Source organism: Rossellomorea vietnamensis, from assembly GCF_025398035.1.
GTDB classification, from domain to species: Bacteria; Bacillota; Bacilli; order Bacillales; family Bacillaceae_B; genus Rossellomorea; species Rossellomorea vietnamensis_B.
Genome location: NZ_CP104558.1, coordinates 2,156,571 through 2,183,330, shown reverse-complemented (window position 1 = coordinate 2,183,330; position 26,760 = coordinate 2,156,571). Strand labels below are relative to the sequence as shown.

The window sequence follows — 26,760 nt, the reverse complement described above, 5'->3', positions numbered from 1 at the left end:
CAACTAGTTGGATAAGCGCTTAATTGAAGCAGTCGAGCTGTTCGAGGATGTGATGGTATTCGGAACAGATCGGGTGCTGAAGAATGTAAAGGCTGATGTGTGGCAGGAATATTCACCTGAACAGATTCAGGTGCTGAAGCTTGTGAATAAGAACGGCCCGCTTGCAGGGGGTGTGATCGCTGAGCTCCAGGGGGTTCATAAGAGTGCGATTTCGAACCGTTTGAAGAGGCTTGAAGAAAAGGGTCTCATTGAAATCGTGAAGGCAGAAGAAGATCAGCGAAGCAAGCTTGTATGCCTCACGGAGGATGGGCAGAGGGTCGTAACCGAGTCCGATCAAGCGGTCTATGCCTATATCGAAGACTTATTCGCCGATCACGTGAAGGACGAGGAGCTGGATCAATTCCTGACCATGTTCAGGAAGATCAGATCGATTTTGAAATTGGAGGGTGAAAAAGGATGAAATCCATCATCAAATTCAAGTGGCCGGTTACGATCGGTCTTCTTATTATAACGGTTTTATTGTTTATGATTTCGCCCAACCTGTCGAAGCAGGCAGAAGATGCGGGGACGTTCCAACTTCCTGAGGATGCCGCGTCAAAGAAAGCGATGGAAATGCTGAATGACGCCGGAGCAGGGGAGGAAACGATATCCCTTGTGTATTCACTGGACGAAAAGTTGACGGATTCAGCGAAGAAAGACATTGCGTCAAATGTAGATGAATTGAAAGAGCTTGGGGATCCTGTCAGCTCGGTCCTCGATCCGTTTGAAAGCGAGGAATTGGAAGCCCAGCTCGTCTCAAAAGATAAAAAGACCGTCCTTGTTCCGATCACCGTTGACGGAACACAGGAGGAAGTGGTGGAGCTTGCTGATTCCATCAAGTCAGATATCCTGAAGGATCAGTCATCCGTGTACCTGACAGGGGAAGCCATCATCAATAATGATGTGAACCTGAGCGCGCAGGAAGGATTGAAACGGACGGAAATCATTACGGTCGTGTTGATTTTTGCCCTGTTATTAGCCGTATTCCGTTCGATTGTGACCCCTTTGATTCCGTTAGTGGCTGTTGGGATCACGTATTTACTCAGTCAATCGATCGTCGCATTTTTCATCGATTGGTTCGGCTTTCCCGTATCGAACTATACGCAGATTTTCCTTGTGGCCATCCTGTTCGGGATCGGGACGGATTATTGCATCCTGTTACTGAGTCGGTTCAAGGAGGAGCTGGGTGCAGGTCAGCCCATCAACGAGGCAATCATCCGTACGTATAAGACCGCGGGACGCACGCTTTACATAAGCGGTCTCGCCGTGTTCATAGGGTTCTTCGCCATCGGGTTTGCCGATTTCCCAATCTTTAAATCAGCTGTAGCCGTGGCGGTGGGGATTGCGGTTCTGTTATTGGTGTTAAGCACCGTCATGCCGTTCTTTATGGCAACCTTGAAGGAAAAATTGTTCTGGCCTTCGAAGAAATCCGTTTCTCACAATGACAGTAAGTTATGGGCATGGATGGGCAAGCTTTCCGTCAATCGTCCGCTATTGTCCATGGCAGTGGTGGCCGTCATCACGGTTCCGCTATTATTCACCTATGACGATGCGCTTTCTTTCAACACGGTGGATGAAATCGGAGACAGCTATGATTCAGTCAAAGGTCTACAGGCGATTGAAGATGGATTCGGTCAAGGGGATTCCCTTCCTGTCCAGGTTCTTCTTTCAAGCGATGAGAAGCTTGTGACCGAAGATGCCGTTCCTTATGTAGAAAAGCTGAGTCGTGAGCTTGCAAAAGTCGACGGGGTGAAGAGCGTCCGTTCCATCACGCGACCTGCCGGGGATGCGATTGAAGAATTCAATGCAGACTACCAGCTTGGAAAAATTGCTGAAGGGGTGAACGGAGCGGCTGACGGTCTCGACCAGGCCGTAAAAGGACTCAGCCAGCAGGCTGCCTTAGCAGGTCAGGGTCAGGCGCCTCAACCGGGAGCACCAAATCCACTGGATGGTCTGAACCAGATCACAGGTGGATTGAAGCAGGCGGGAGATCAGCTTCAGGGGATGAGTGACAGCGAGACCATCCGCGATACCGGGTTATACTTACCGCCGGGTACATTAGAAAATAAAGAATTTGCCCAGGTGATCGACCGGTATTCTTTCGGTGAAGAAAAAGGGATGAAGCTTGAAGTCATCCTGTCCGATAATCCGTATTCACCGGAAGCCATCGACACCGTGGACCGGATCAATGAAACGACGGAACGTGTCATCAAGGATACACCTCTTGAAGATACCGAGGTCGCTATCGGAGGAGTTTCAAGTATCAACCGTGACCTTAGCGATATTTCAACGAGTGACTTCACCCAGACGGTGACGATCATGCTCATCAGCTTGTTTGTGGTCCTCGCAATCCTTTTCCGTTCCTTCATCATGCCGCTCTACATGATCGGATCCCTGCTACTGACGTACTTCACGTCTGTTGCCGTAGCCGAGTGGATCTTCGTAGAAGGATTAGGATATGACGGCATCAGCTGGGCCGTTCCGTTCTTCGGATTCGTTATGCTTGTAGCCCTTGGGGTCGACTATTCAATCTTCCTCATGGACCGTTTCCGTGAACAATCAGCAGGAGGCATGACGGTGACCGACGCCATCAAAGCATCGATGGCGAAGATGGGGACCGTCATCATCACGGCAGCCATCATCCTCGCGGGAACATTCGGGGCCATGGTGCCGTCGGGGGTACTCAGTCTCGTGCAGATTGCGACCATCGTCATCACCGGACTGCTTCTGTATGGACTGATCGTCCTGCCACTCTTGATCCCTGCCATGACCGTGTCCTTCGGAAATGGAGTGTGGTGGCCGTTCCGACCGAAGAAGGAAAAGTAGATTGATAGCAGCCCGTTCTATTAGAGAGCGGGCTGTCTTTTGAGTGCAAGACTAGTTTAGTCAAAAACAGGCGAAATACTCTGAATTTTAGTTCGATTTAAAGGAAAAAATATTTTTCTGAAAAACTAATCAGAATCTCCACTGATGTGGTCGGGTTTCTCTTTGACATATAAGGGTTCAGAGGGTGTGAAGGTACTTTCAAACCTGTATCACCAAGTGTTCAGGACACTATTTTCACTTTTGTTTTTTCGTAAAATAGTTTATAATAATCAGATAATACTAGATATTTTACCCTATGAATCATTATAATAGAAGATGGTATGATTTTTTTTGACACATGAAGGTGCTGGATTGAAAGCGCCTGCAAATATAGTGGATGAGGAAGGTTATAATGAGCAGCTTACAGAAGAAAACAGATGTTATCTTAATTGGTGCTGGTGTCATGAGTGCGACTTTAGGGGTAATCCTGAAAGAGTTGGCGCCGGAATGGGAAATCACAGTGTTTGAAAAGCTCGCGAAGCCTGGGGAAGAAAGCTCGAACGAATGGAATAATGCCGGAACCGGACATTCTGCACTATGCGAGCTCAACTATACGTCCGAAAAGCCTGATGGATCTATAGACATTACGAAAGCAATCAAAGTCAATGAACAGTTCCAACTATCAAGACAATTCTGGTCTTATCTCGTCAACCGCAATCTCATTGGTAAACCACAGGACTTCATCATGCCGATCCCGCATATGAGCATGGTTCAAGGTGAAGAAAATGTGGCGTTTCTGAAAAAACGTTTGGAAGCGCTGTCAGCAAGTCCGTTGTTTGAAGGCATGGAGTTTTCCGATAATCCGGAGAAATTGAAGGAATGGATCCCGCTGATCATGGATGGCCGTGAATCGGATGAACCGATCGCAGCGACGAAGATCGATTCAGGTACGGACGTCAACTTTGGGGCATTGACCCGCAAATTGTTCGATCATTTGAGTGATAAAGGCGTCGAGATCAACTACAACCACAGTGTGGAAGATATCAAACGTAAATCCGACGGTTCGTGGGAAGTAAAGGTCCATGATATGGACGGCATCAAGATGGAATATCATACGGCGAAGTTCGTCTTCATCGGCGGCGGTGGCGGAAGTCTTCCGTTACTTCAGAAAACAGGTATCCCTGAGTCGAAGCAGATCGGCGGATTCCCGGTATCAGGACTCTTCATGGTGTGCAATAACCCTGAAGTCATCGAAAAGCATCATGGGAAAGTGTACGGAAAAGCCAAGGTCGGAGCTCCTCCGATGTCGGTTCCGCATCTTGACACCCGTTACATCGATAACAAGAAATCCCTTCTGTTCGGACCGTTTGCCGGATTCTCACCGAAGTTCCTGAAGACGGGATCGAATATGGACTTGATCACATCGGTCAAACCAAATAACCTTTTCACCATGCTTGCTGCAGGCGTAAAGGAAATGGGATTAACAAAATACTTGATCCAGCAGGTACTCCTGTCCAATGAAAAGCGCATGGAAGAATTACGCGAATTCATCCCGAACGCCAAGAGCGAAGACTGGGATATCGTCGTAGCCGGCCAGCGTGTGCAGGTGATCAAGGACACCGAAGCAGGCAAAGGAACCCTTCAGTTCGGTACAGAAGTGGTCAGCTCCGCTGATGGTTCAGTGGCAGCCCTGCTTGGTGCGTCTCCAGGTGCTTCCACAGCCGTTCATGTCATGCTTGAAGTATTGGACAAATGCTTCCCGCAGCACATGAAGGAGTGGGAGCCGAAGATCAAAGAAATGATCCCATCTTATGGAGTGGCATTGGGTGAAAATCCTGAGCTCTTCAGGGAGATTCATACATCGACTGCGAAGGCGTTGGGTTTGAGGGATAAAGAGGTTGCGTATAGTTAAGTGAATGAATGGAATGCCCTGTGGATGCAGGGCATTTTTTTATCGAAATATTGTATTAAGGAGAAATGCATCATGATCGTAATTGGAATTCTAGCACTCATCACCCTTTTCTCCATTGAACTACAGGTGAGGAGAATGAATAAATCAAATGAACGGGTTGTTGAGTTGTTGGAGGAAATGAAGGAAAAGAACATGTAGAAAAGGAAAAGGGGTGCAATCTTGAGATCGAATCTTATTATCGTCGAAGGGATACCAGGGTCAGGCAAGTCGACCACGGCCCATTTTATTAAAGAGCATTTGGAGAAAGAAGGAATAAAGGCTAAGCTCTTTCAAGAAGGAGACACCAGTCATCCAGCTGATTATGAATCGACCGCCTGTTTAAATGAGGGACAGTTCAATGCGGTACTTGATAAATTTCCTGAACATCGGGAGAGTATCAAAGGGGATGCCGAGAAGAAAGGTAATCACTATTTTATTTCGTACCGTCATTTTCTTGATACGGATCCTTCTCTTGTTGAATGCCTGGCTTCTTTTGATGTCTACGAGTTGGATTTGGATACGTTCGAAGAAGTCTCCTATCATTATTGGAAGGAATTCGTGGAAGAAACGGATTTTGGCGATGACGTGTATATATTTGAATGCTGTTTCCTGCAAAATCCGTTTACCAAGTTCATCGCCATGCATAATGCGGAACCAAAGAGGCTTGAGAACCATTTAAAGAAAATCAGCTCGTGGATTGAACCATTGAATCCTCTGCTGATTTATTTTTATCAGGAAAACCTGGATCAATCCTTCCATCATGTCTATGAAGAGCGCAGTCAGGAGTGGCGTGAGTTCTTCACGGATTATCATGTGAATCAAGGGTATGGGAAAGAGAATGGGTTGAAGGGATATCAAGGGCTTGTGGAGTTTTTGGAGATGCGCAGGGATTTGGAGTTGCGGATTCTTGAGGGGTTGCCGGTTAGGCATATGATTATTGAGAATGGAGAAAAGGACTGGGATCTTTATTACGAAAAAATGAAGATAGCGATTAAGTAGCTGGAAGTTAGACGTAAGATAAACAGAATGGTGAAGAACAGTAGGCGGCTCACAGGAGGTCGCCTTTATTTGTGTTTATACCAGTAATTTGAAATAATTACATAATAATGACTTTGTGAGGGGGATGCATGTGAGTCATATGGAAAGCAGGCTAAGTAAAATGAACCTGGAAATTCTGAACATGAAGGAAATCGGTGGCGCCCATGCGGGATACATTTGTAAAGTCGAAGCTCTAAGGGGAAATGAGAATACGAGAGAGCACTACATTTACAAGGAATTTGCTGAGGGACGGGATCAGGAAGTAGAGGTTCATAAGAATATAGAAGAAATAATGCCGTCTTTTAGTAGAGTCGTGAATGTATGGGAGACGTCCCCAAAAGCGATGTTGATGTGGGATTTGGGGTGCCCAGTTAAAGCTGGGTTTGAAGCAATGTCTATAGGTGAAAAGAAAATGTTGATCAGTGATATTTTAAAAGTTTTGGCTTCTCTTCATGGTATGGATACCCCTCAGGACAAGCTTCCTGCCCACCAATTAAACGCTGAATGGAAGAATTGGTGCTTAGATCAGATGGGCAAGTTATGCTCAAGAAAATCGTGGGCAAGTCCACGATGGGAGAGAACAATCCAGGAAGCATACGAGCGACTGGATATCCCACATTATCAATCGAAATGTCCATCCGTCATAACCCACGGGGATCCACATCTTGAAAATGTATTTTATAAGGATAATGAAGTCTGGTTCATTGATTGGGAATGGGCAGCCATCGGGTCTCCTTTAAGGGATGTGACGATCTTGATGCAGGATTTATATGACGATGATCTGATTGCCTATGTCCCTGAATACTACCTGAAATGCATGAGGGAACGGGGGATCACTCTGGATAATGACGATTTTTGGAGTGATCTGAGCTATCTATACATAGACCATTTGACGATGATGCTTGCCTGGGAAGTGGAGAAGTATTTTCAGGGGTATCTGTCAGAAAAGGGGATTCGCAAAATCATAGAGTGGAAGATTGGGGAGATTGAACGGGTGAAAACTGAAGGAATGGATAGAAAAAAATTTAGTTATTAGCCCATCTTATAATAAGGGGGAAGAGGATGAAAAATGAGTTTAATAACATACACTTTACACTTAAAGAGGTCAAAAAGGGTATCTATGCCGCAATTTCAAAACCAGGTGGCGGTGCAGTTGCAAATGCCGGATTTGTTGATTTGGGCGATGGAGTAATCGTCTTTGATACGTTTAACACCCAGCAGGCGTCAAAAGCGTTGAGAGATGCCGCCGAAAGAATCACGAATCAGAGTGTCACGTGGGTTGTGAATAGCCATTATCACGGAGATCATGTTCGCGGCAATCAAACATTTAAGGGCACTTCTATTCTTTCAAGCGAGACCACCTTTGAAAAAATGAAGGAAATCCACCCTCCCAGAATAGAGAAACAGAAAGCGGACATCGACGGACTCACTCAATATATAGAATCTCTCGAAAAGCAGCTTGATGAATCCGGGGAAGCAACCCTTCAAGATCAAGTGAGCTTTTTACATGAAATGAAACGGTCTTTACCTGAACTGGAGTTGACTCTCCCAAATGAAACATTTAAGGAAGATAAGACTATACAGGGAACACGGAGAAGCGCAACACTATTTACGTTGGGAGGGGGGCACTCTTTTTGTGATAGCATGCTTTACCTTCCGGAAGAGAAAGTGATCTTTATGGGGGACTTGGTATTTGTTCACTGTCACCCGACATTCTTTGATGAAACCGATCCAAGAAAATGGATGGATATTTTACGAAAAGTAAAGAAGTTGGATATTGAAACTGTCATTCCTGGACATGGCGATATTGGGACGAAAGAGGATATTGATATAATGATTCTTTATTTGACACACCTCTTATCTGTTCAACATAAAGAAAGTGCTGAAATCCCTCCTCTTTATAAAAATTGGGCTTCTCCAGAGGTATACTTTCAGAATATAAAAAATGTGAAGAGCAAAAAGGGGACTTCCGTACATGAATAGAGAAATGTTGGCACCAATTAATAGCTTTAAACTATACGCCAAACTAACAGGTAAGAAAAAAAATAAACCCACGGTGGTGATGGATGCCGGCTACGGGGACTATTCTAAAGCCTGGGATTCAGTGATTGGGGAACTATCAGAAATAACAGAAGTGCTGGTATACGACCGTGCCGGGCTGGGGAAGAGCGAGAAGAGTCCAAATCGGAGGACGAGCCTCGAGATGGTAAAAGAGATGAAGGAACTTCTAAGCATCCTGGACATCAAACCTCCATATCTTTTTGTCGGCCACTCTTTCGGTGGAGTGAATGTGAGTGTATATGCTCATGAATATCCTGAAGAAGTCGCGGGCATGGTGCTGGTTGATTCAACTCCGGTTGATTATAGGGAACGCTTCCTTCCTACGATGACGAGTGATTTCCAGGAAGCATATCGCAAGCAGTTTGTCCGGGAAGGCAACTACGAAGAATTTATGGAAAGCCTGGGGCAGTTAAAAGAATATGAGGAGACTTTAAGTATGCCGGTCATCGTACTTTCCGCTGGTAAAAAGGATCATTATTCAGAAGCATCCCAGGAATTGTGGAATATCATGCAGAGGGAGTTGGCACTGATTTCTTCTAAGGGTGAATGTGTGCTTGCCGAGAACAGTGCTCATTATATTCAACGGGATGAACCACAGGTGGTGATAAAGGCGGTTGAAAAGCTGATCAAACTTCATTCCGACGAAGAAGTTGAAACCATCTCTGCCATGAATACGTAAAGTAAGAAAACCCCACGGAGGTGCAACCATGTACGAATACACATACGTCCAAACCAGTCTGGGCGGATTTTTCACCGAGCCGAAGCACAGGGAGATCATAGAGGAGTATGCCGCTGACGGATGGCGGCTCGTTCAGGTGCTTCCGCTAAAGTACAACGGCCACGGAAAACCGACGGATTATGAGATCATTTTTGAAAGACCGTTGTCTTAAAAAAGCGGATTTCTCACTTAGAGAGATCCGCTTTTTATTAGTGTGAAATTCTCGAATTGACGGATTTGATCGCTTGATTTAGTTCTGTCAAATCGACTTCTTCTGTTTGGGTATCTTTCAGATTGTACTTTTGTTTCAGGTTGATGATTCTTTTCACACTTTCATCAATTCGCTCTTCTGAGATTTCTCCATTTTTAACGGCTGATTTCAGTGCCTTCATGGCTGCTACGGCTTTAGGAGCATCATGGGCGATGAGGATCAGGTCGCTGCCGGCTTTGACGGATTGCACCGCTGCTTCTCCCATTCCGTAGTTGTCCGCCACGGCTTTCATGGTCATATCATCGGTGATGACGACACCCTTGTAGTTCAGTCTCTTTCGTAAAAGATCCGTCACGATGGCCTTCGATAGTGATGAAGGATAGGTGTCATCGAGTTCGGGAAGCAGGATGTGTGCCACCATGATGAGATCGGCTCCGTCATCGATGGCACGCTTGAAGGGGATCAGTTCCAGAGTCTCGAGTTCTTGCAGGCTTTTGTTGACTACGGGAAGCGCCAGATGTGAATCGACGGATGTGTCTCCGTGGCCAGGGAAGTGTTTGATCGATGACAGGATATTCTGGGATTGAATCCCTTTCATCGTCTGGATTCCCAGTTCGCTGACGATATCAGGGTCCGGGCTGAAGGATCGGTCGCCGATGATCGGATTATCCGGATTGCTGTTCACGTCAAGTACCGGTGCGAAATCCAAATTGAAGCCGTACTCTTTCAATCCTTTGCCGAGAATGGTGCCGATCTCATAGGAAACGTCGGGGTCGTTCGCGTTCCCGATTTTTTGATTGGTAGGGAAGTGCGCGAGTCCTCCGGGGAGTCGCGTCACATTCCCGCCTTCCTCATCGACGCTCAACAGGAGAGGAAGAGGGTTATCAGCGTTTGTTTCTTTCAGTTGATTCAGAAATTGGACGGTTTGCTCCGGGCTTTTTAAATGGTCCGAGAAGAAGATGAATCCGCCGACTTTGTGCTGCTGGATCAGATTCTTCGTCGGCTCATCCATTTGGGTTCCATTGACGCCGGCTACGAGCATCTGCCCGATTTTTTCATCAAGGGTCATATCTGAGATCAGGGAACCGGCGTCACCCTCTCGATCTTTGCCCCCGATCGGATTAATGGCGAAGTAGGATAGAATGAATACAAGAATCATGACGATTAAAAGGGAATAACCAATCTTATTTTTCGACATATCATTTGTTCCTTTCAATGTTGGATACTTGGTATCATTCTGTTCGTATCTGGTGGGCCGTAAACGGGAAAATAGAAAAAGACCCGGTGTGAAGGTATCGACCCCAAAAAGTTAGAGTAGAAAACTAACTTTTGGGGGTGTTTTTATGGCTAAATATAGTGAAGAATTTAAACTAAAACTTGTCACCGAGTATCTGGATGGCCATCTTGGATATAAATCATTGGCGAAAAAATATAACCTACCTTCTAAGACACCACTACTAGATTGGGTAAGAGCTTATAAAACACAAGGAATAGAAGGTATAAAGCGAAGAGAAATAAACAAAGCGTACTCTGTTCAATTTAAATTAGATACGATACTATTTATGTTAGAGACAGGCGCTTCTTATCAGGAAACTGCGGAACAATTTAAGCTGAACAATCCTTCATTAATTCATTCTTGGACGAAAATATTTAATGAACAAGGAGTAGATGGCCTGAAACCTAAATTAAAGGGGAGACCTTCTATGTCTAAGAAACCTAATAAATCGGAGAAGAAGGAAGAGAAAAAGGTAACACGCGAAGAGGAATTAGAACGCGAGAATGAATTACTGCGATTGGAAAATGCGTACCTAAAAAAGTTGAGAGCTTTTCGGGAGAATCCGAATGCCTTCCGCGAAAAGCACAAGCCAAGCTCGCATTCGAACTTAAAGAAGAAGGATTCCGATTAAAAGATATTTTTCAAGTAGTGGGGATTCCCGAAGCAACCTACCACTATCATGTGAAGGGTTTTGACAAAGAGGATTCAAATGCAGAATTAAAAGAACTCATTACTTCCCTATTTAAAAAATTTCATGAACGTTATGGGTATAAACGGATTACGAAGGAATTAAAGAAATTAGGTCATCATATCAATCATAAAAAAGTATATCGTATTATGCGAGACATCGGATTGAAATGTGTAAAATTCATGCGGAAATCCCGTAAATACAATTCGTATAAGGGGAACGTTGGAAAGGTGGCAAAGAACCGATTATCACGCCGGTTTAACACGCATGTCCCTCTACAAAAATTAGTAACTGACATTACAGAATTTAAATGTCTAAACGAAGAGAAGTTATATTTAAATCCCATTCTTGACCTCTATAACGGAGAAATCATCGCGTACGGAATCAGGAAACGTCCCACGTTAGATCTAGTCACGGAACCTTTACATGAAACGATAGAAATAATAAGAGATCACGCAATCTATCGAACCACCATCCATTCTGATCAAGGCTGGCATTACCAGCACAATCAATGGGTGAAGACATTAAAGAAGAATAATGTATTCCAAAGCATGTCACGGAAAGCTACATGCGCAGACAACGCTGTAATGGAAAACTTTTTTGGTGTTTTGAAGCAGGAAATGTATTATGGAGAAAAATTAGTTACCTTTGAGGATTTGAGAAGCCGGATTGAAGAATATATCCACTGGTACAATCATGAACGTTCAAAAGAAAAATTGGATGGACTTAGTCCAGTCGAATACCGAACTCAGTCCATCCAATCAGCTGCATAACAAAACTCTAACTTTTGGGGTTAGCCACCGAACGGGTCTTTTCTATGATTATTTAATTCAATTTGTCGAAAAATCTTTGCGACCTACACATCATCACACCTGAAACACCCACACCACAATCGGCCCAAACACCGAACCTAACAGGGCACTCAGCGTCATGGATACGGAGCTCATGGATACGGTCAACTCCCCATATTCCATCGCTTTCGACGTACCGAGGGCGTGGGATGCGCTGCCAAAGGCAATCCCGCGTCCGAGTGAGCTGTGGATGCGGACCATTTTCAGGATCATCGGTCCGAGGATCACGCCTGAGAATCCGGCGATCATGACGAAGACGACGGTCATGGCGGGGACGCCACCAAGACCGGATGCAATCTGGATAGCAACGGGTGTCGTGATCGATTTCGGCACGATGGAAAGGATCAATTCATGGTCGACGCCGAGAATCCGTGCAAACAGGAGTCCGCTCACCATTCCGGTCAAGAGTCCTGCGAAGACACCACCTATGATTGGGAAGCGGTATTTCATCAGGATCTTCCGCTGCTTATATAGAGGATACGCAAGGGCGACGACGGCGGGACCAAGCAGGGAGTGAATCCATTTCCCTCCGATCATGTATTCATCATATGGAATATGCATAGACATCAGCAGTCCGACGATCACAATCGTGGTCGTGAGGACCGGAATCAATACGGGATACGAGAACCGTTGATACACCTTCACCATGGCAAAATAAAGGACGGCGGTGAGGGTGATGATCAGGATTGCGATCAGTGCTTGCTGCATGCTTGTTCCCTTCTTTCAGATCGTTTTTCTAAGTGCTGACTGGCAAAACCGGATACGGCCATGGTCACAACCGTGCTTACAACGACAATGAGAAAGAGCATGGCACCGGTTCCCGATAAAAGAGCGGGGTAGTTCATGACCCCGGTCATGGCCGGGATGAATAACAAAGGCAGGATGGCGAGTAAAAAACTTGCTCCGTCCTCCACGATGATCACGGGGACCACTTTCAACGACAGGCATGCAAGAAGCAGGATCAGGCCGATGATGCTTCCGGGTATCGGAAGGTGGAGGAGATGCTCTACGGCTCCGCCTATAAATGAAAAGGCATAAAGAATGCCGATTTGGATGATGATTCGAATGATTTTCATAACGCAGGACCTCCCGACAGGAAGCCCTTTTTCCCACCTTTCAATGAAAACGCTTTACTTTTCCTGGGATTACTTGTACGATACAACTATATACTTGTATTATACAAGTACCTGCAGTGTTGTCAATGAATCTGTCAGGTTGATTGACGTAAGAAGGAGGGATTCCTATGTCCAAAGAGAACGCAGTTGAACGGATTGAATATGAATTGACCACCCTAATTCGAAAGGCGGTCTTCCGGGATCAGTCTGAGCGGAAAATCGGGATATTGGAGAGGGCGGCCTATCTTTTGATGAGACAGTTAGATGAAGGTGGGCCATCACGCCTGAAGGAATTGGCCGAAGCGTTTCAACTTGATATTTCAACATTATCCAGACAGGCGGCTGCCCTTGAATCAAAGGGGCTCATCCAGAGGTTTTCAGACCCTGGTGACGGACGTGTAAGCTTATTTGATCTTACTGAGCTGGGCAAGGAAAAGCTCGCTCTCGACAGCCACATGAGACTCGAATGGTATGAGGGACTCCTTGAAGGCTGGTCCGAAGAAGAGAAGAGAATGTTCGGGAAACTGTTGGTCCGGATGAACGGTGCGTTTGACGAATAAAATAGGTCCGCTTTCTGTTGTTTTCACACATAGGAAGGCGGATTTTTTTGTCGAAAAATAATCATTGACCTTGGAAATATCTAACAGTAAAATAAAAATTGTTCAATCAATCATTTTTGAGCAAAGGAGGGAGAACAACATGTCACGAGAGGAAAAGATGATGAAAAAGAGAGCGGCGATCCTGGGAGCAGCCGTGAAAACATACAGCGAAAACGGATTTGCCGAAACGACCATTTCGGCCATTGCGAAAGAGGCGGGGGTCAGCTTCGGATCCGTGTTCACATACTTTGCGACAAAGGAAGTGCTCTTTGAAGCGGCGATCCTTGAGCCTCTGGAGGAGATTAAGCCCTATTTCAGTGAAATAGAGGAACGGTACAGTGGGAATCCGATGGAGATGGTCAGGAACATGATCGACTGTCAGCTGGATGTGTTTGCAAGGAATAAGGATTTCCTTCGCCTTTCCCAGCAGGTATTGGCGAGACCGGACAGGTATCCCGTGCTGTTTGCAGAGTTGAGTGCCTTTGTCGATGTGTTTGCAGAACGCATATATCCGGTCATTGAAAGGGGCCAGAAGGAGGGATGCTTCTATGAAGGATCGCCGGTGCTGATGGCTCAATCGTATATTTCCTTATTGAATGGGCTGAGACTGACCTTCATCGATGACCATACGAATCTGATCTGGAGCAATATGAAAATACAGGCCCTGCGGTTATTCGGTCCTGTGACGGAAGGGTGGGAATCTTGATGAGGATACGGGATATTCATCCTAACCTGAAATTACGGCTTGCCATGCAGTTCCTCGGGGGACTTGTGTCCATGGCCGTCATTCCGTTCATGGCCATCTATTTCGCCCAGAAAATCGGGGCAACCCAAACGGGAGTCATCCTTGTGTTGATTGTCATCAGCGGAATCATCGGCGGCTTTATTGGCGGACATATTTCCGATAAGATCGGTCGCAGGAAGATCATGATTTTTGCCGAACTCGGCATCATGGGATCGTACTTCTTCATTGCTCTGTGCAATTCACCTTGGGTGGATTTGCCATATGTTACAGCGGCATTCTTCGTTCTCAACATGTTTGCCGGCGGGATGTTCCAGCCTGCCGCACAGGCGATGATCATCGATGTGACGGATTCGGATTCACGGAAGCTTGTTTTCACTGTCAGCTACTGGCTCGGAAATCTCGCGACGGCCATCGGAGGCATCATCGGTGCGTTTCTATTTAAAGCCTATCTGTTTGAATTATTCCTTGGTATTACAGGAATCACACTCCTGTCCGTCCTGATCACCATTTTCTTCATCTCAGAAACCTACACACCTGAACCCGCAACCAATCAAACCACTTCTTCATCCAACAGGATGGTTCAAAGCTATTCAACCGTTTTAAAAGATAAACTATTCATGATGTATATCTTCGGGGCCGTTTTTATTCTCACCCTGGAACAATCCCTGACCAATTACGTGGGAATTCGCCTTGAGAGGGATATCCCCGAGCAGCAAACTTCTCTCTTAGGCTTTGACTTCACGCTTGACGGTACGAGGATGCTCGGATTTCTGCGGACGGAAAATACGATTATCGTTGTGGTTTTATCCGCCTTCGTCTTATTTTTGTTTAAAAAGTGGAGTGACCGCCGGACGCTGGTGGCGGGAATGTTCATCTTCACCCTTTGCTTCAGCGCCTTTGCCTTCACCAACAATATTTTATTCCTTTTTATACTTGGCTTTATCGGGACGTTCGGGGAGCTCATGTATGTGCCGATCAAGCAGGCGATGATCGGGGACCTGGCTCCGACCAATGCCCGCAGTACGTATATGGCCTTTTACAGCCTTACCTTTTATGGCGCCATGATCATTGCATCCCTGCTTATCATTGTAGGGGAATGGGTGAGTCCGCTGATGATGGGAGGCATTCTGTTGCTCCTCGGGATGACCGGGACTTTCATGTATCATCTGATCATGAAAACATTGGAAGCAAAAGCAGTGCCGGAAGTCGAAGTGAAGGCATCGGTTTCTTCTTGATAACGAGTGAAGACCCTGATCGCAGGGTCTTCTTTACTTTCTGATGAAAATCGTATGTTTCTCCAACTGGCTCTCTCCATAAGCCTCTGCGATGCCAATCTGCCGGATCGCCGCCTTGTCCACTTTTTTATAAGGAAGCGTCACTTGAAAGTCCGTTTCAAAAGGATAATCATCCAACGTCACCTCATGCTCATTCACCCACCTGGCTTTAAGCTTTTGATTCCGGGAATGGAAACTTTCCGTATTCTTAAATCCGTCCTTGAACCACGGGTGCTCGTTTTCTTTCCCCACCCCCGGCTCGTTCAAGCAGAAATAGAGTGATAGATTATCTGAAAGTTGAAGGAGCTGAAAGTGCTGGGTGAGCAGTGCTTCATCGAGTTCTGGCAGCTGCTTTCGGATCTTCTGTTGCCTACTTGCTTCATCCTGTAAAAATTGCAGGCAGTGCGGGTCCTTCGATTTGGCGAAGAATGAACAGAAATGAAGGCTGCATAGGAGGGTCGCATAGAGGTTCACCTCCTCGATTTCATTCAGCCCGATTTGATAGAATGCAAGTTTTGGGAGCAGGGGATAGTCTGAGAAAGTGAAGGGAATCTGCTTCCCGTCGTTCCAGACCGGCGTGTCGTCGAGTCCGATCCAGCTCCGGTCGTGCTGATGGGATGCGTATACGAAGTCATCGAAAAACTGATCGGAATGTAATAGATTGTGATTGATGTGTTTGATCGTTTCGCCGGATACATAAGCGTGGTCGTGCTGTTTGATCATGATGAAAGAATCGTCGGTTTCTCGGATAATCATAGAATCAACATCCCCTTTTTATGACCATTATAGCAAACTAGACATCTCTTGTTTTGTCAAAAAAAGATCGAAAGCGGCATGGGCTTTCGATCTTTGGATGTTAATGGTGCTGACTGTGATCTCCACTCTCAGCAGGAGCGTGATCATTCAAGGCTTCGACGTCTGCTTTGGAGAGTTCACCGACGGCAAAGGGCAATGTCGGCATGATGGTGGAGCCGTTGTTTCCTGCATGGACTTTGATGTAATAAAGTCCGTCTTCCGTCAGGTTCTTATTGAATGTGTAAATGCCGTCTCCAGCATTCTCGGTTTCTTCCATCCCATCATGGAAGGATCCGTCGCCTTTCCAGATTTCCACATGAACAAAGTCGGCATCATCCACTGTTTTGCCGTCTTGTGTGAGCTCGATCTTGATCGGGTCACCGCTTCCGGAAAATTCGTCCGGCATCGTAATATCAGCCTGGAGTGGCGATTCCTGCTGGTACAATTCTGCAGCATCTTCCTTCGGGGCGCAGGCACCTAGTAGCGTGCACAGGAAAAGGATACTCAAATATTTAAAGGTTGTTTTCATATCGCATTGTCCTTTCTTATGCCGCACCGAAGAATTTTTTCGTAGCAGGGATTTTTTTGATCAATAACCGGTCAAGAAGCAGGATGACAATCAGGGAAGCCCCGACGAGTGGAAACAGGATCCCGAGTGCAATCATGACAAGCAGGAAGTACTTCAAGTTCAGGATGCCCGGTGATTTTGGTGCACCCATTTCTTTTTTCGGTTTCCGTTTCAGCCACAGATAGAATCCGCTGATGGCGACCAGCATAATGCCAAGGCAGATGAGCAGGCTGAACAGCTGGTTAATGAATCCGAACTGTGTGCCTGTGTGAAGGGTGATCCCCATGGCGACGATTTTCCCGCCGATCCCGTAGTTATCGAAACGGTAATCAGCAAGGACCGCTCCTGTGTACTGATCAAGGTGCATCGTGACTTCATTTTGTGCTTTGGCAGGGAAGGCGGATAGAGTATAGACCCCTTTTTCATCCTGAGGGATGTAGACGGTGTAACTCGGATCGATTCCTTCTCGTTTTGCTATCGATACCACATCATTCATGGATAATGGCGTGTACCCTTCAAGGGCTGATACGGGAACCTCCAAGTTTTCCGCGGCCCAAGGGACGTCGGCGATTTCCTTTGTTTTCACGACGGATTGAGGTGCTTCCCCTGTCCAGATGGACGGAGGATAACCGGCACCTGCGTTGGTCATGAGATTCTGAAAGTTGGTTCCCCAGAATCCGGACCAGGGAAGTCCCGTCATGATCAGAAACAGCATTCCTGCTGTGACCCAGAACGCAGGGACAGCGTGAAGATCCCTTCTGAAGATCTTCTTTCCTTTATTCAAGCGAGGCAGGAACACACCCGATAGCTTGTCTTTCTTACGGGGAAACCATAGGAATAATCCCGTGACAATCAGGACGATAGCCCAGCAGGCAACAAGTTCGACAATGCGGTCGCCGAGGGTACCCGCCATCAGTTCCCCGTGAATTTCTTCGACTTTATTCATGATCCGGTCTTCAGGCTTCAATTCACCCAGTGACTTACCTGTGTAGGGATTCAAGAAGACTGTAGCAGAGCCGTCTTCTGTACTGATGCCAATTTCACTGGAACGGTCGGCGCTCTCCCCGGGGCGGAAGCTTGTCACCTGTGCATCGGGATGAAGCGTTTTCACTTTCTCGATGAGTTCAGTGGCTTGAAGCTTCTCCCCTTCTGGATTGACTTCGTAATACTTTTGATAGAGATTCTGTTCGATCTGGGGCTTGAACAGGTAAATCGACCCCGTCACAGCGAGGATCAGCAGAAACGGGGCAATGATGAGGCCCGCATAGAAATGCCATCTCCAAATCGTTTGATATGATTTTTTGTCCATCGTTTTTTCCTCTTTTCCTAGTCGTGGCAGCAGCCCGATCCTTGCATGTCATTTGAAATCGCCGTGATGGCTTGTGGAAGCGTGCAAATTTTACCCCCGAATCCGGTCTGAAATTGTTCGGCCTGCTTCCTCGACTCAAAGGAAATGACCTGTGGCTGACAGCAGTTCAGGTTCAGATCCGCATCAATCAGGTATGTGGCGGTTTTTCCGCTGATCGTCATATCCGTCAGGAAGTCACGACAGAGGATCTGCACCACATCCTCCTTGATGTCTTCATAACGAAGTAATCCACAGTGCGGACAGCAGGTTTGTTCGATGGTGTGATCCTTCTTGATGAGTTGAGCCGATCTTCTTGAAGTGGTCGGTTTCAGGCAATATACACAGGAGTCGGATGGGATCCCTTCCGATTCCATAGCAGAGATGCCGTTTGAAGTCTTGCGGACTTTGTTCGTTTCCATCAGTGGCTTCAGGTCCCGGTAGACCGTCATTTCGGATACCTCGAGGCGGGTGCTGATGTCTGATACACGCAGTGTTCCCTCTTCTTTTAGCCAGGTTAAAATCTGTTGTTGTCGATCAATTGGCAGCATAATACCCTTCCTTTCTTCTCTGTTTACTAGATTCATAATAGTTAAGCTTCAACCTTTGTTCAATAATATTTGTGTGAAAAAAAGTGAAGAAATGTTGAAGTGTAACATAAACGACAAAGAAACTTTTGAATTTCCTCACAAATGATTTATATGAAGAATACGTAATGGTAGAGGGATTGGATCATAAAGGTTTATTATTCGCCGATTTATTTCTGTTTGTTTTTGTTAATCTCCTGTGATTTCATGTGTCAGAAAGCAAGTATACTAGAATGAACCGTATGTTTAAAAATATAAAAAAAGGTTTTCTTCTCTGAACATCGAAATCATTATAATGAAAGATAGTATATAGGAGGTATGAACAATGGGAAGAATGGTACATTTCGAAGTGCATGTGGATGATATGGAACGGGCCAAGACGTTTTACGGGGAAGTATTCGGCTGGAAGTTCGAGGACTGGAGCGAATATGCCGGAATGCCTTATGTGGGGGCTGTGACAGGGGATGAGAATGAGATGGGGATCAATGGTGCCTTGATGCAGCGTCAAAGTCCTCCACCTCAGCCGAATCAGCCGATGAATGGATATTCGTGTACGATGGGCGTCGGAAATTATGATGAAACCGAGAAACTGATTCTTGAGCACGGCGGCAAGGTCGCCATGCCGAAGTATGCTCTGCCGGGAATGGCATGGCAAGGATATTACATAGACACGGAAGGCAATGTGTTCGGGATTCATCAGCCTGATAAGGACGCGAAGTAGAGGATGGGGTGTCTGACCTGAATCGGGGGTCAGGCCCTTTTTTTGTTACATAAGAAGAAATGAGGAATCCACTGTGCTGAAAAAACTAAGAAAAACGATAAGCGTCATTGTGTTGGCACTATCACTTTATGGTTTAATCTCAAATAATAATGAAGTCCTTCCTTTTACCATGGCAGGTCTGGCGATCCTAATGGTCGTGATGGGAGCGGAAGAACGACAGAAGAATCGGAAATCGTATCGAAGCTATCTGTTTTTTGCTGTATCCCTTTTCTGGATCCTGGTGTCCATTGAAGGTTTTATCTACTAAATTCACGTTCATGAAAAGGAGAATGCCCCCTGTTTGTGGAATGGATTCAAGTGAAATTTAGGAGGGGAAGTAATAGTGGAGTATCGATTGGAGCAAGTGAATGATCAAATATATGTGCTGGCGATATGGGATACTGAGTGGAATACCTATACGAATGCGTACATCATTGAGGAAGAAGCAGGATTGACTGTGGTCGATTCGTGTAAAGAAGGTCACTTGATGTTTCTGCAGCACGCTTTAAATAAAATCGGGAAAACGGCAGACGATGTAAAGCTGATGCTCGTCACTCATGGTCACGAGGATCATGTGGGAGGGGAGACGCTCTTTACGAAGGCAAGGAAGGTCATCCATGCTGATGAGACGCCGCCGCCCGGGTCTTCCATCAGCGGGGAGCTCTTGGATAAGGGGACCATAGGGGATTACGACTTTACGACGGTCGGCTATCATTCTCCGGGTTCTGTCGTGTTCTTTCATAGGCCGAGCAGAACGCTGTTCACCGGGGACTTTCTCTGTTTCTTTGGTGATCCTTTGTCGGAGGATGGACTTGTTTCAAAAGGGGATGACCTCAGGAGAGCCTGGATGGAGTATCTTCAGGGAGGTGGGGTTAGTGACCTTCCTGTGTTCCTGAATGGACTGAGAATCATGAAGGACTATGATGCGGATGTGCTGTGTACAGGACATGGAGGCGTGCTGGTGGGGGAAATCGACGTGTTCCTCCAGGAGTTAATCGCCATTGGGGAAAAGAATCAGTAGGATAAGAAGGGATGGGCAGGAGTAAATGGGCCAATCCCTTCTATTTTATTTCAACAAATTATCTTTTTCTGGTCATGACCTCTATGAAATCTTTCACGAACATTTGGTAGTCGATTTCCAGATAGATGTTGATATTCTTTTCGGCCGGTTTGGAGCTGACCCTGAAATCGGCGATGGAGGTGCCTTGCCCGAGGCCGGTGGTCAGTACTTCGACATCCCTTCTGATCGTTTTCCCCATCTCCGGGTTCACCATCAGTGAGAGGGTGACGACATCGTGGAGGGGGGCACCGTTTATCCCCGGGATGAGTTTCTTATAGGCATCGATATAGTAGGTCATGACGTCATCCAAGATCTGAACGAGGGGGTTACCGTTCATCTCCTGGATAGTTTGGATGTGTTCGAGGGTGACGATGGCCTTGTTGGTGACATTTAATGGGGCGATGTACAGATTGTCGAGATTCTTGACCACGAGTTCAGATGCAATCGGATCTCCGTAGAAGTTGGCTTCGGCTGACGGGGTGACGTTTCCCGGTACGAAAAAGGCTCCTCCCATGATATAAAACTCTTTAACGTCATTGGCAATATTTTCTCCTAAGATGTAAAGGGCGGCGAGAGATGTATTCCTGCCAACATCCACGATGGTGACGTCTTTATTTTCTTTTATGATGGTGTAGAGTTTGGAGAAATTGGTGAGTTCCCCCGAGAAGTTTTCCGGAGGCCGTATTGGTCCCAAACCTTCCTTTCCATGGATCTCGGGATAGTAGGTCGGAATTTTCCCCGATGATGGGCTGTTGGAACCACCGATGATCGGAATATCCGTCCTTCCGGCAAGTTTGAGCAGATAGGCGATGTTATCGGTGGCCTGATTCTTTTCGACATTTCCGTAACTGGATACGATGCCGAGTACGTTAATGTCCGGATTCAAGAGGGCGTACATAATGGCAACAGAATCATCTATACCCGGATCGGCAAATAAGAGAATATTTTTCATGGGGATTCTCCTCGGCTAGCGTTTTTTTAAAAACATATCGGAGAAAAGGAAAAATTATTCCATTTGTCGATAAAATGAAACTGTAGCCTCAGCCATCTCCAGGACCTTCTGTTTCAGATCAGCAGGTTCAACAATTTTGACTTGATCGGTGAACCCGATCATATAGCCTTTTGCCTCTTCTTCCGTATCGAAAGAAAGCGTCACGGGTATCCATTCCGCGCCTCTCCGTTCCCCGACTTCAAGGACCCGGGCAAACCGTCCCGTAAAGGTGAGCCTTGATAACGTCTGTGGTGCCACCTCGACTTTCACTTCAAAAGAGGGAAGAGTCTTGATAAAGGATGTTGTGGAGGATGACCAGTAATGTGCCAGGTCAAAGCCGTCCGGTCTTTGGAATGTCTCATCCACTTTTTCGGCATGATGAATCCGGGAAACCCGGTAGTTACGAATATCCCCGTTTTCCTTCGCTGCGACGAGGTACCAAAGCTCCCCTTTCGCCACGAGCCCCAGTGGTTCCACCACGCGGTCATCAATTTCGCCGTCAGCTCGTTCGTAGGTGATGGCTAATTTGGTTTCCTGGAAGATAGCCCCTTTGATCATTTCAAGGGAGGCTGTCTTATCCTTCTGCTTTCGCCAGGAACTGGTGTCGATGTGGATCCGGTTCCACACGTCTTTCGCCTTTTCCCTGACAATCGATGGGAGGGAGGCAATAAGCTTGTTCCGCGCTTCTTCCGTCGTGCGGGTCAGTCCGAGATCGTCCAGTAGATGAAGGGAAGGAGACACGAATAGTGCCCGGATTTCCGATTCTTTCAACCCGGTCAGATCCGTCCGGTAATCTTCGAGGAGCGACCAGCCCCCGTTTTGACCGCGTTCCGCCACGACGGGAATCCCGGTGCCGCTCAGGGCATCCATATCCCTGTGGATGGTCCGCTCGGATACTTCCAATTTCTCCGCCAGTTCCTTCGCGGTCATTCGGCCGTGTGCTTGCAATAATAATAGAATGGATACCAATCTGTCTCCTCTCATATCGATCACCTTTTTCTTCATTTTTCTTTTATTTAATGAAATATGACAAAGGATGTCAAGAATGGAATCGTATAATGGGGTTATCTTAGATGATGAAAGGAATGGTTGGATGAAAACACTGACAGGAAAAGTAGCACTCGTAACAGGGGGAAGCCGTGGAGCGGGGCGGGCAATTGCCATAGAACTTGGGAAAGCAGGAGCCACGGTTTATGTCACCGGGCGCAGTACGAAAGGGAATTCAACACAGAACTTTCCGGGTACCATTGATGACACGGCAGCCCAGATTGATGAAGCCGGTGGCACAGGGATTGCGGTACGCTGTGATCATACGGTCGATGCCGAAACGAAAGCAGTCATTGAACAAATTCGGGAGGAACAGGGAAAGCTTGATATTCTCATCAATAACGTATGGGGCGCACATGATATCGGTGTAAATCCGGGAGCATTCTGGGAACAGTCCCTTGAAAATTGGGATACGATGTTTACGGCAGGCGTTAGGGCCCAGCTTGCGACCAATCATTTTGCCATACCCCTGCTTCGGGAAAATAAAGAAGCTCTGATTGTTCATACGACATTCTGGGATGAAGGGAAGTACACCGGACAGTTCTATTATGACTTGGCAAAAAATGCTCTCGTCCGCATGGCGTACGGTCTTTCAGAAGAGCTGAAAGAAGAAGGGATTGCGGTCATGGCTGTATCTCCGGGGTTCATGAGGACAGAACTTGTACTTGAACATATGGGAGTAGACGAGGAAAACTGGCAGGAATCCGAAGACTTGAAGGTATCTGAAACCCCTTATTATGTAGGACGTGCCATCACGGCGCTTTCGTTGGATCCCCGGGTGATGGAGAAGACAGGACGTGCGTTGAGGGCAGGGGACCTTGCGAAAGAATACGATTTTACGGATGTGGATGGGCGGTATATTCCGCCGTTTACGTTATAGGATGGATGTCCCCTCTCGAAGGGGGCTTTTTTATTGAAATGCAGACTTAGTCAACCCCTATGCCGAATAAACTATCCATGATAACCACTTTTCAAAACGAATAGGGGTGGCATGATGTTTTCCGTGACAGAGATGCAAACGTTCGAGTTGTTTTCTGTTCCCCATATCTCGGTGCTGTTGATGTTTGTGGCACTATCATTCTGGCTCGTGTACTTCAGGCATTTCCTAAAGAGGTATCAAGCGGTGTTGAAATGGACGTTATTCTGGATGCTGGTGCTGAGTGAAGTGTCGTGGCATATCTGGCTCGTGTCAACGGGACAGTGGGAGCTGGGGGATCTGCCCCTGCAGCTTTGTTCCGTCAGTACGTTCATCGCGATTTATCTATTTTTGAAATCAAACCAGAAGGTCTTTTATCTCCTGTTCTTTATCGGATTTCTTCCCCCAATCTTAAGCATGGTTACACCTGAAATGACTTATCAATTTCCTCATTACCGCTTTCTTAAATACTTCCTTCATCATGCAGCCATTGCGTGGTCCGTCCTTTATTTCATTGTATATGAGGGCTACCGTGTCCCAAGGAAAGCCATATGGACCGGATTCCTCATGGTCAATCTTCTCGCCGTACCCATCTTTTTCCTGAACATCCTTCTTGATACGAACTTCTTCTACCTGGCGAATCCCACAGAATCAAAAACGATCTTGTCCTTTTTCGGATCAGGGATCATATATTATATTAATCTCGAAATTGCGGCACTTGTCGTGTTTTTTGTGACGTATGTTCCGATGGGAATGCTTGTAAAGAGGGAGAGGGTTAAAGGGTAACCCTTTTCCTATGGGATACGTCTAACGTTTAAAAGGGGAGATGAACATGAGAAAGGCATTGGCAGTGAGCAATATCATTGCAGTGATCGCGATTATTCTATTTATTATTCAACCTTTCCGAACCGCACCGCCGACACCAAATGTAACAGCAGGAGAAGTCAGTATCCCGACAACAGAAGGTTCCTATTGCTGGGACGGACTCCTTTCAGGGGGATGTGTGGATAAAGCGTATTCAAGTGTAGTGGCGATGGCAGGGGAAGATCAACCAACCTCCGTGTCCCCAGGTGAGAAGATCACAGTGACATTTAAAAAGAAGCCTCAACAGATCGGTGCAGAAAAGTGGGTCGGAAAAGAGCAGGTGGAAAGCGTGAGCATGAAGGATCATACGATCGTGGTTCCTGACCAGAAAGGGGTCTATGTCTATCATCTGGTCGCCCACTGGAAGCAGGGGGACGGGAGTTATGTGTTTTCGGTGGAAGTGAAGTAACCAAAAAGGCTCTCACACCAAAACGGTATGAGAGCCTTCTCCTTTATACCTGAACCTCAAACTGCTTCGAATACAGTCTGGAATATTGACCATTCTGCTCGAGCAGCGCTTCATGTGTCCCTTCCTCGACAATCCTTCCATCTGACAACACCACGATTCTTCCTGCGTTACGGATCGTCGATAAACGATGGGCGATGACGAGCGTCGTCCTGCCCCTTGCCAGTAACTCCAGGGATTCCTTGACGATGCTTTCGCTTTCATTATCAAGGGCGCTCGTCGCCTCATCAAGAATGAGGATGGGCGGATTCTTCAAAAATACACGGGCTATACTGAGCCGCTGCTTCTGACCGCCTGATAACCGGACGCCGCGCTGACCGATTTCGGAATGATACCCTTGTGGCAAACGGGTAATGAATTCATCGGCGTTCGCTTGCTTTGCCGCCTTCATCACCTCTTCGTCGGTTGCTTCAGGTTGACCATAACGGATATTCTCCATGACAGTGCCGGAAAAAAGGTACACATCCTGCTGTACAATTCCGATGTTGCTTCGGAGAGAATTCAAGTCCAGGTCTTTCACATTTTCCCCATCTACAAAAATCCCACCTTCAGAAACGTCATAAAAACGGGATATCAGGGAGCTGAGCGTCGTTTTTCCCACTCCCGATGGTCCGACGATCGCGACGTATTCCCCTGGGAGGACTTCAAGAGTTAAATCCTTGAATACAGGCCCTAAGGCAGAATCATAATGAAATGATAGGTTCTTCAATAAAATATGTCCCTCTACCCTTGAAAGAATCTTTGCATCAGGGGCATTCTCGATGTCAGGTTTGATATTCATGATCTCCATGAATCGCTGAAACCCTGTCACACCTTCTTGAAATTGAGTACTCATATGAGTGAGCCGCTGGATGGGCTCGATCATAAAGCCGATATACAGAAGAAACGTAATCAAGTCGGCCAGGTCAAGGGACGCATTCACAATCTGAATGGACCCGAAGATGACAATGGTGACCGTAATCAGCTGAATGAATGCTTCCGTCCCGTTATAGAAGTACGCCTCTGCACGGTAGGTTCCTTTTCGGCTTTCCAAAAAACGTTCATTCTCCACATTGAATTTCCTGATTTCAAGAGATTCATTGGCAAACGACTGAACGACCCGGATGCCTGATAAGGAATCCTCCACTTGGGCATTGATGTCTCCGATCCGCTCTTTATTATCCGTCAGCGCACGGTTCAACTTTTTATTGAAATAAAGGGAGAAGAACCCGAGGACCGGAAAGAAACAAAAAACGGTCAAGGTAAGAGGAGCGTTGATCCAGAACAGAATCACAAACGCCCCAAGAAAACGAACCAGGTATTTCACATAATCTTCAGGTCCGTGATGATAAAGCTCCGAGACCATCAACAGATCATTCGTCACCCGGCTCATCAACCGGCCCGTATTCTCTTTATCATAAAAACGGAAAGACAGCTTCTGCAGATGAGCGAATAACTCACCTCTCATATCGGTTTCCATTCGTGCCCCGATTTCATGCCCCTTGTAATCCACAATGTAATTCCCGACATTTTGAGCAACGACAAGAACCACCATCACACCGCCGACCCAAAGAACATCCTCAAAAGCTGTAGAAAGACTTCCGGCCAGAACATCCTTCGTCACATAACGGACAAGGAGCGGAAAAACGAGAGTCAGGGAAGACGTGATCAAAGCACTGAACAGCACAATCAAAAAAATTGAACGATACGGCTTGTAATACGAAAGAAATTTTTTCACAGGAAAAGTCATAACATACCCCTTTATGCGTTAGTTCACAAAACGCATATAAGGGGGAAGACCGTCACGTTAAAAAGGCGTTCCACCCTTATATGTTCGTACGGTTACCATCGCAATGTTTCTCATGAAAACAGCCTCCTTTAATTTCGATATATTCATTGTATGATGGGGTTGGTAAAAAATAAAGTTAATTTTCTGATAATTAATTGAATCGGAAAACTTGTATCACACGGTATCCAGTTTTAAATCAAGTCAGTATATTAAGGTTGAGGG

The 26,760-nt window shown here is 46.4% G+C and carries 30 protein-coding genes; 20 read left to right on the top strand and 10 right to left on the bottom strand.

Annotated features, from left to right (window positions below; translation table 11 throughout):
- Window positions 1-7: 7 nt before the first annotated feature.
- The 9 genes from N5C46_RS11395 (at window position 8) to N5C46_RS11355 (ending at window position 8,784) form a co-directional block, all read left to right on the top strand.
- A complete protein-coding gene (locus tag N5C46_RS11395; protein ID WP_261752185.1) occupies window positions 8-460 on the top strand; it encodes a MarR family winged helix-turn-helix transcriptional regulator in 453 nt (150 codons plus the stop codon).
- Window positions 457-2,865 carry an MMPL family transporter gene (locus tag N5C46_RS11390; protein ID WP_261752184.1) on the top strand — a complete coding sequence of 803 codons (2,409 nt, stop codon included), beginning with the start codon at window positions 457-459 and terminating at the stop codon, window positions 2,863-2,865. The genes N5C46_RS11395 and N5C46_RS11390 overlap by 4 nt, the downstream gene beginning before the upstream one ends.
- A gap of 391 nt (window positions 2,866-3,256) precedes the next feature.
- A complete protein-coding gene (locus N5C46_RS11385; protein ID WP_261752183.1) occupies window positions 3,257-4,756 on the top strand; it encodes a malate:quinone oxidoreductase in 1,500 nt (499 codons plus the stop codon).
- A gap of 72 nt (window positions 4,757-4,828) precedes the next feature.
- A complete protein-coding gene (locus N5C46_RS11380; protein WP_256503986.1) occupies window positions 4,829-4,954 on the top strand; it encodes a hypothetical protein in 126 nt (41 codons plus the stop codon).
- 21 nt (window positions 4,955-4,975) lie between these two features.
- Complete coding sequence (locus N5C46_RS11375) at window positions 4,976-5,794, top strand: P-loop NTPase family protein (RefSeq protein ID WP_261752182.1); 819 nt, start codon at window positions 4,976-4,978, stop codon at window positions 5,792-5,794.
- 139 nt (window positions 5,795-5,933) lie between these two features.
- Window positions 5,934-6,869 (top strand): phosphotransferase family protein, encoded by a 936-nt coding sequence (locus tag N5C46_RS11370; protein WP_261752340.1) that lies wholly within the window; start codon window positions 5,934-5,936, stop codon window positions 6,867-6,869.
- 26 nt (window positions 6,870-6,895) lie between these two features.
- Window positions 6,896-7,816 carry an MBL fold metallo-hydrolase gene (locus N5C46_RS11365; RefSeq protein ID WP_261752181.1) on the top strand — a complete coding sequence of 307 codons (921 nt, stop codon included), beginning with the start codon at window positions 6,896-6,898 and terminating at the stop codon, window positions 7,814-7,816.
- On the top strand, window positions 7,809-8,573 hold the full coding sequence (locus N5C46_RS11360; protein WP_261752180.1) for an alpha/beta fold hydrolase: 765 nt from the start codon (window positions 7,809-7,811) through the stop codon (window positions 8,571-8,573). The genes N5C46_RS11365 and N5C46_RS11360 overlap by 8 nt, the downstream gene beginning before the upstream one ends.
- A gap of 28 nt (window positions 8,574-8,601) precedes the next feature.
- On the top strand, window positions 8,602-8,784 hold the full coding sequence (locus N5C46_RS11355; RefSeq protein ID WP_034761370.1) for a DUF4177 domain-containing protein: 183 nt from the start codon (window positions 8,602-8,604) through the stop codon (window positions 8,782-8,784).
- A 37-nt stretch (window positions 8,785-8,821) separates the two neighbouring features.
- Here the strand turns inward: N5C46_RS11355 and nagZ are convergent, their stop codons facing one another.
- Window positions 8,822-10,021, bottom strand: coding sequence for a beta-N-acetylhexosaminidase (nagZ, locus tag N5C46_RS11350; protein ID WP_261752179.1), 1,200 nt, complete (start codon window positions 10,019-10,021; stop codon window positions 8,822-8,824).
- 145 nt (window positions 10,022-10,166) lie between these two features.
- On the opposite strand from nagZ, the gene N5C46_RS11345 reads away from it, so the two are divergent.
- Window positions 10,167-10,730 carry a transposase gene (locus tag N5C46_RS11345; RefSeq protein ID WP_261749724.1) on the top strand — a complete coding sequence of 188 codons (564 nt, stop codon included), beginning with the start codon at window positions 10,167-10,169 and terminating at the stop codon, window positions 10,728-10,730.
- The gene (locus N5C46_RS11340; protein ID WP_336275584.1) at window positions 10,616-11,560 is read left to right on the top strand and encodes an IS3 family transposase; all 945 of its coding nucleotides are present in this window, start codon (window positions 10,616-10,618) and stop codon (window positions 11,558-11,560) included. The genes N5C46_RS11345 and N5C46_RS11340 overlap by 115 nt, the downstream gene beginning before the upstream one ends.
- Window positions 11,561-11,653: 93 nt before the next feature.
- Here N5C46_RS11340 and N5C46_RS11335 read toward each other — a convergent pair whose 3' ends face one another.
- Window positions 11,654-12,346 (bottom strand): LrgB family protein, encoded by a 693-nt coding sequence (locus tag N5C46_RS11335; protein ID WP_261752178.1) that lies wholly within the window; start codon window positions 12,344-12,346, stop codon window positions 11,654-11,656.
- The gene (locus tag N5C46_RS11330; protein ID WP_254653008.1) at window positions 12,331-12,714 is read right to left on the bottom strand and encodes a CidA/LrgA family protein; all 384 of its coding nucleotides are present in this window, start codon (window positions 12,712-12,714) and stop codon (window positions 12,331-12,333) included. The genes N5C46_RS11335 and N5C46_RS11330 overlap by 16 nt, the downstream gene beginning before the upstream one ends.
- A gap of 167 nt (window positions 12,715-12,881) precedes the next feature.
- Here N5C46_RS11330 and N5C46_RS11325 point away from each other — a divergent pair, with 167 nt between their 5' ends.
- The 3 genes from N5C46_RS11325 to N5C46_RS11315 all read left to right on the top strand — a co-directional run bounded on the left by N5C46_RS11325 (window position 12,882) and on the right by N5C46_RS11315 (window position 15,332).
- Complete coding sequence (locus N5C46_RS11325; RefSeq protein WP_261752177.1) at window positions 12,882-13,313, top strand: MarR family winged helix-turn-helix transcriptional regulator; 432 nt, start codon at window positions 12,882-12,884, stop codon at window positions 13,311-13,313.
- A gap of 139 nt (window positions 13,314-13,452) precedes the next feature.
- Complete coding sequence (locus tag N5C46_RS11320; protein ID WP_254653010.1) at window positions 13,453-14,058, top strand: TetR/AcrR family transcriptional regulator; 606 nt, start codon at window positions 13,453-13,455, stop codon at window positions 14,056-14,058.
- Complete coding sequence (locus N5C46_RS11315; RefSeq protein ID WP_261752176.1) at window positions 14,058-15,332, top strand: MFS transporter; 1,275 nt, start codon at window positions 14,058-14,060, stop codon at window positions 15,330-15,332. The genes N5C46_RS11320 and N5C46_RS11315 overlap by 1 nt, the downstream gene beginning before the upstream one ends.
- 33 nt (window positions 15,333-15,365) lie before the next feature.
- On the opposite strand, the gene N5C46_RS11310 is transcribed toward N5C46_RS11315, so the two are convergent.
- The 4 genes from N5C46_RS11310 to N5C46_RS11295 form a co-directional block, all read right to left on the bottom strand.
- A complete protein-coding gene (locus N5C46_RS11310) occupies window positions 15,366-16,127 on the bottom strand; it encodes a DUF3891 family protein (protein ID WP_261752175.1) in 762 nt (253 codons plus the stop codon).
- 100 nt (window positions 16,128-16,227) lie between these two features.
- The gene (locus N5C46_RS11305) at window positions 16,228-16,695 is read right to left on the bottom strand and encodes a FixH family protein (protein WP_261752174.1); all 468 of its coding nucleotides are present in this window, start codon (window positions 16,693-16,695) and stop codon (window positions 16,228-16,230) included.
- A gap of 16 nt (window positions 16,696-16,711) precedes the next feature.
- Window positions 16,712-18,043, bottom strand: a complete 1,332-nt coding sequence (locus N5C46_RS11300) for a PepSY-associated TM helix domain-containing protein (protein ID WP_261752173.1) — start codon at window positions 18,041-18,043, stop codon at window positions 16,712-16,714.
- 17 nt (window positions 18,044-18,060) lie between these two features.
- Window positions 18,061-18,630, bottom strand: a complete 570-nt coding sequence (locus tag N5C46_RS11295; protein ID WP_261752171.1) for a DeoR family transcriptional regulator — start codon at window positions 18,628-18,630, stop codon at window positions 18,061-18,063.
- 361 nt (window positions 18,631-18,991) lie between these two features.
- On the opposite strand from N5C46_RS11295, the gene N5C46_RS11290 reads away from it, so the two are divergent.
- From N5C46_RS11290 to N5C46_RS11280, 3 genes are all read left to right on the top strand, one after another.
- A complete protein-coding gene (locus tag N5C46_RS11290) occupies window positions 18,992-19,387 on the top strand; it encodes a VOC family protein (protein WP_060673648.1) in 396 nt (131 codons plus the stop codon).
- Window positions 19,388-19,460: 73 nt separating this feature from the next.
- Window positions 19,461-19,694 (top strand): hypothetical protein, encoded by a 234-nt coding sequence (locus N5C46_RS11285; RefSeq protein ID WP_261752170.1) that lies wholly within the window; start codon window positions 19,461-19,463, stop codon window positions 19,692-19,694.
- Between the two features lie 75 nt (window positions 19,695-19,769).
- On the top strand, window positions 19,770-20,447 hold the full coding sequence (locus N5C46_RS11280) for an MBL fold metallo-hydrolase (RefSeq protein WP_261752169.1): 678 nt from the start codon (window positions 19,770-19,772) through the stop codon (window positions 20,445-20,447).
- A 58-nt stretch (window positions 20,448-20,505) separates the two neighbouring features.
- Here N5C46_RS11280 and N5C46_RS11275 read toward each other — a convergent pair whose 3' ends face one another.
- A complete protein-coding gene (locus N5C46_RS11275; protein ID WP_261752168.1) occupies window positions 20,506-21,438 on the bottom strand; it encodes a nucleoside hydrolase in 933 nt (310 codons plus the stop codon).
- A gap of 54 nt (window positions 21,439-21,492) precedes the next feature.
- Complete coding sequence (locus N5C46_RS11270) at window positions 21,493-22,461, bottom strand: helix-turn-helix transcriptional regulator (protein ID WP_261752167.1); 969 nt, start codon at window positions 22,459-22,461, stop codon at window positions 21,493-21,495.
- Between the two features lie 109 nt (window positions 22,462-22,570).
- Here N5C46_RS11270 and N5C46_RS11265 point away from each other — a divergent pair, with 109 nt between their 5' ends.
- From N5C46_RS11265 to N5C46_RS11255, 3 genes are all read left to right on the top strand, one after another.
- Entirely contained in the window at window positions 22,571-23,404 is an 834-nt protein-coding gene (locus tag N5C46_RS11265; RefSeq protein ID WP_336275587.1) for an SDR family NAD(P)-dependent oxidoreductase, read from the top strand.
- Window positions 23,405-23,518: 114 nt separating this feature from the next.
- Window positions 23,519-24,226, top strand: coding sequence for a YwaF family protein (locus N5C46_RS11260; protein WP_261752165.1), 708 nt, complete (start codon window positions 23,519-23,521; stop codon window positions 24,224-24,226).
- Between the two features lie 46 nt (window positions 24,227-24,272).
- Window positions 24,273-24,713 (top strand): hypothetical protein, encoded by a 441-nt coding sequence (locus N5C46_RS11255; protein WP_261752164.1) that lies wholly within the window; start codon window positions 24,273-24,275, stop codon window positions 24,711-24,713.
- 43 nt (window positions 24,714-24,756) lie between these two features.
- Here the strand turns inward: N5C46_RS11255 and N5C46_RS11250 are convergent, their stop codons facing one another.
- Window positions 24,757-26,499: an ABC transporter ATP-binding protein gene (locus N5C46_RS11250; RefSeq protein ID WP_261752163.1), complete on the bottom strand. Its 1,743-nt coding sequence runs from the start codon at window positions 26,497-26,499 to the stop codon at window positions 24,757-24,759.
- Window positions 26,500-26,760: the final 261 nt, after the last annotated feature.

Bases quoted from the DNA above. Each gene is read 5' to 3' on its own strand.
- N5C46_RS11305 (WP_261752174.1), bottom strand. From the start codon at position 16,695: ATGAAAACAACCTTTAAATATTTGAGTATCCTTTTCCTGTGCACGCTA.
- N5C46_RS11385 (WP_261752183.1), top strand. From the start codon at position 3,257: ATGAGCAGCTTACAGAAGAAAACAGATGTTATCTTAATTGGTGCTGGT.
- N5C46_RS11260 (WP_261752165.1), top strand. From the start codon at position 23,519: ATGTTTTCCGTGACAGAGATGCAAACGTTCGAGTTGTTTTCTGTTCCC.
- N5C46_RS11265 (WP_336275587.1), top strand. From the start codon at position 22,571: ATGAAAACACTGACAGGAAAAGTAGCACTCGTAACAGGGGGAAGCCGT.
- N5C46_RS11390 (WP_261752184.1), top strand. From the start codon at position 457: ATGAAATCCATCATCAAATTCAAGTGGCCGGTTACGATCGGTCTTCTT.
- N5C46_RS11270 (WP_261752167.1), bottom strand. From the start codon at position 22,461: ATGAGAGGAGACAGATTGGTATCCATTCTATTATTATTGCAAGCACAC.
- N5C46_RS11370 (WP_261752340.1), top strand. From the start codon at position 5,934: ATGGAAAGCAGGCTAAGTAAAATGAACCTGGAAATTCTGAACATGAAG.
- N5C46_RS11250 (WP_261752163.1), bottom strand. From the start codon at position 26,499: ATGACTTTTCCTGTGAAAAAATTTCTTTCGTATTACAAGCCGTATCGT.
- N5C46_RS11255 (WP_261752164.1), top strand. From the start codon at position 24,273: ATGAGAAAGGCATTGGCAGTGAGCAATATCATTGCAGTGATCGCGATT.
- N5C46_RS11345 (WP_261749724.1), top strand. From the start codon at position 10,167: ATGGCTAAATATAGTGAAGAATTTAAACTAAAACTTGTCACCGAGTAT.
- N5C46_RS11360 (WP_261752180.1), top strand. From the start codon at position 7,809: ATGAATAGAGAAATGTTGGCACCAATTAATAGCTTTAAACTATACGCC.
- N5C46_RS11315 (WP_261752176.1), top strand. From the start codon at position 14,058: ATGAGGATACGGGATATTCATCCTAACCTGAAATTACGGCTTGCCATG.
- N5C46_RS11300 (WP_261752173.1), bottom strand. From the start codon at position 18,043: ATGGACAAAAAATCATATCAAACGATTTGGAGATGGCATTTCTATGCG.
- nagZ (WP_261752179.1), bottom strand. From the start codon at position 10,021: ATGTCGAAAAATAAGATTGGTTATTCCCTTTTAATCGTCATGATTCTT.
- N5C46_RS11325 (WP_261752177.1), top strand. From the start codon at position 12,882: ATGTCCAAAGAGAACGCAGTTGAACGGATTGAATATGAATTGACCACC.
- N5C46_RS11290 (WP_060673648.1), top strand. From the start codon at position 18,992: ATGGGAAGAATGGTACATTTCGAAGTGCATGTGGATGATATGGAACGG.
- N5C46_RS11335 (WP_261752178.1), bottom strand. From the start codon at position 12,346: ATGCAGCAAGCACTGATCGCAATCCTGATCATCACCCTCACCGCCGTC.
- N5C46_RS11380 (WP_256503986.1), top strand. From the start codon at position 4,829: ATGATCGTAATTGGAATTCTAGCACTCATCACCCTTTTCTCCATTGAA.
- N5C46_RS11320 (WP_254653010.1), top strand. From the start codon at position 13,453: ATGTCACGAGAGGAAAAGATGATGAAAAAGAGAGCGGCGATCCTGGGA.
- N5C46_RS11310 (WP_261752175.1), bottom strand. From the start codon at position 16,127: ATGATTATCCGAGAAACCGACGATTCTTTCATCATGATCAAACAGCAC.
- N5C46_RS11330 (WP_254653008.1), bottom strand. From the start codon at position 12,714: ATGAAAATCATTCGAATCATCATCCAAATCGGCATTCTTTATGCCTTT.
- N5C46_RS11275 (WP_261752168.1), bottom strand. From the start codon at position 21,438: ATGAAAAATATTCTCTTATTTGCCGATCCGGGTATAGATGATTCTGTT.
- N5C46_RS11295 (WP_261752171.1), bottom strand. From the start codon at position 18,630: ATGCTGCCAATTGATCGACAACAACAGATTTTAACCTGGCTAAAAGAA.
- N5C46_RS11355 (WP_034761370.1), top strand. From the start codon at position 8,602: ATGTACGAATACACATACGTCCAAACCAGTCTGGGCGGATTTTTCACC.
- N5C46_RS11365 (WP_261752181.1), top strand. From the start codon at position 6,896: ATGAAAAATGAGTTTAATAACATACACTTTACACTTAAAGAGGTCAAA.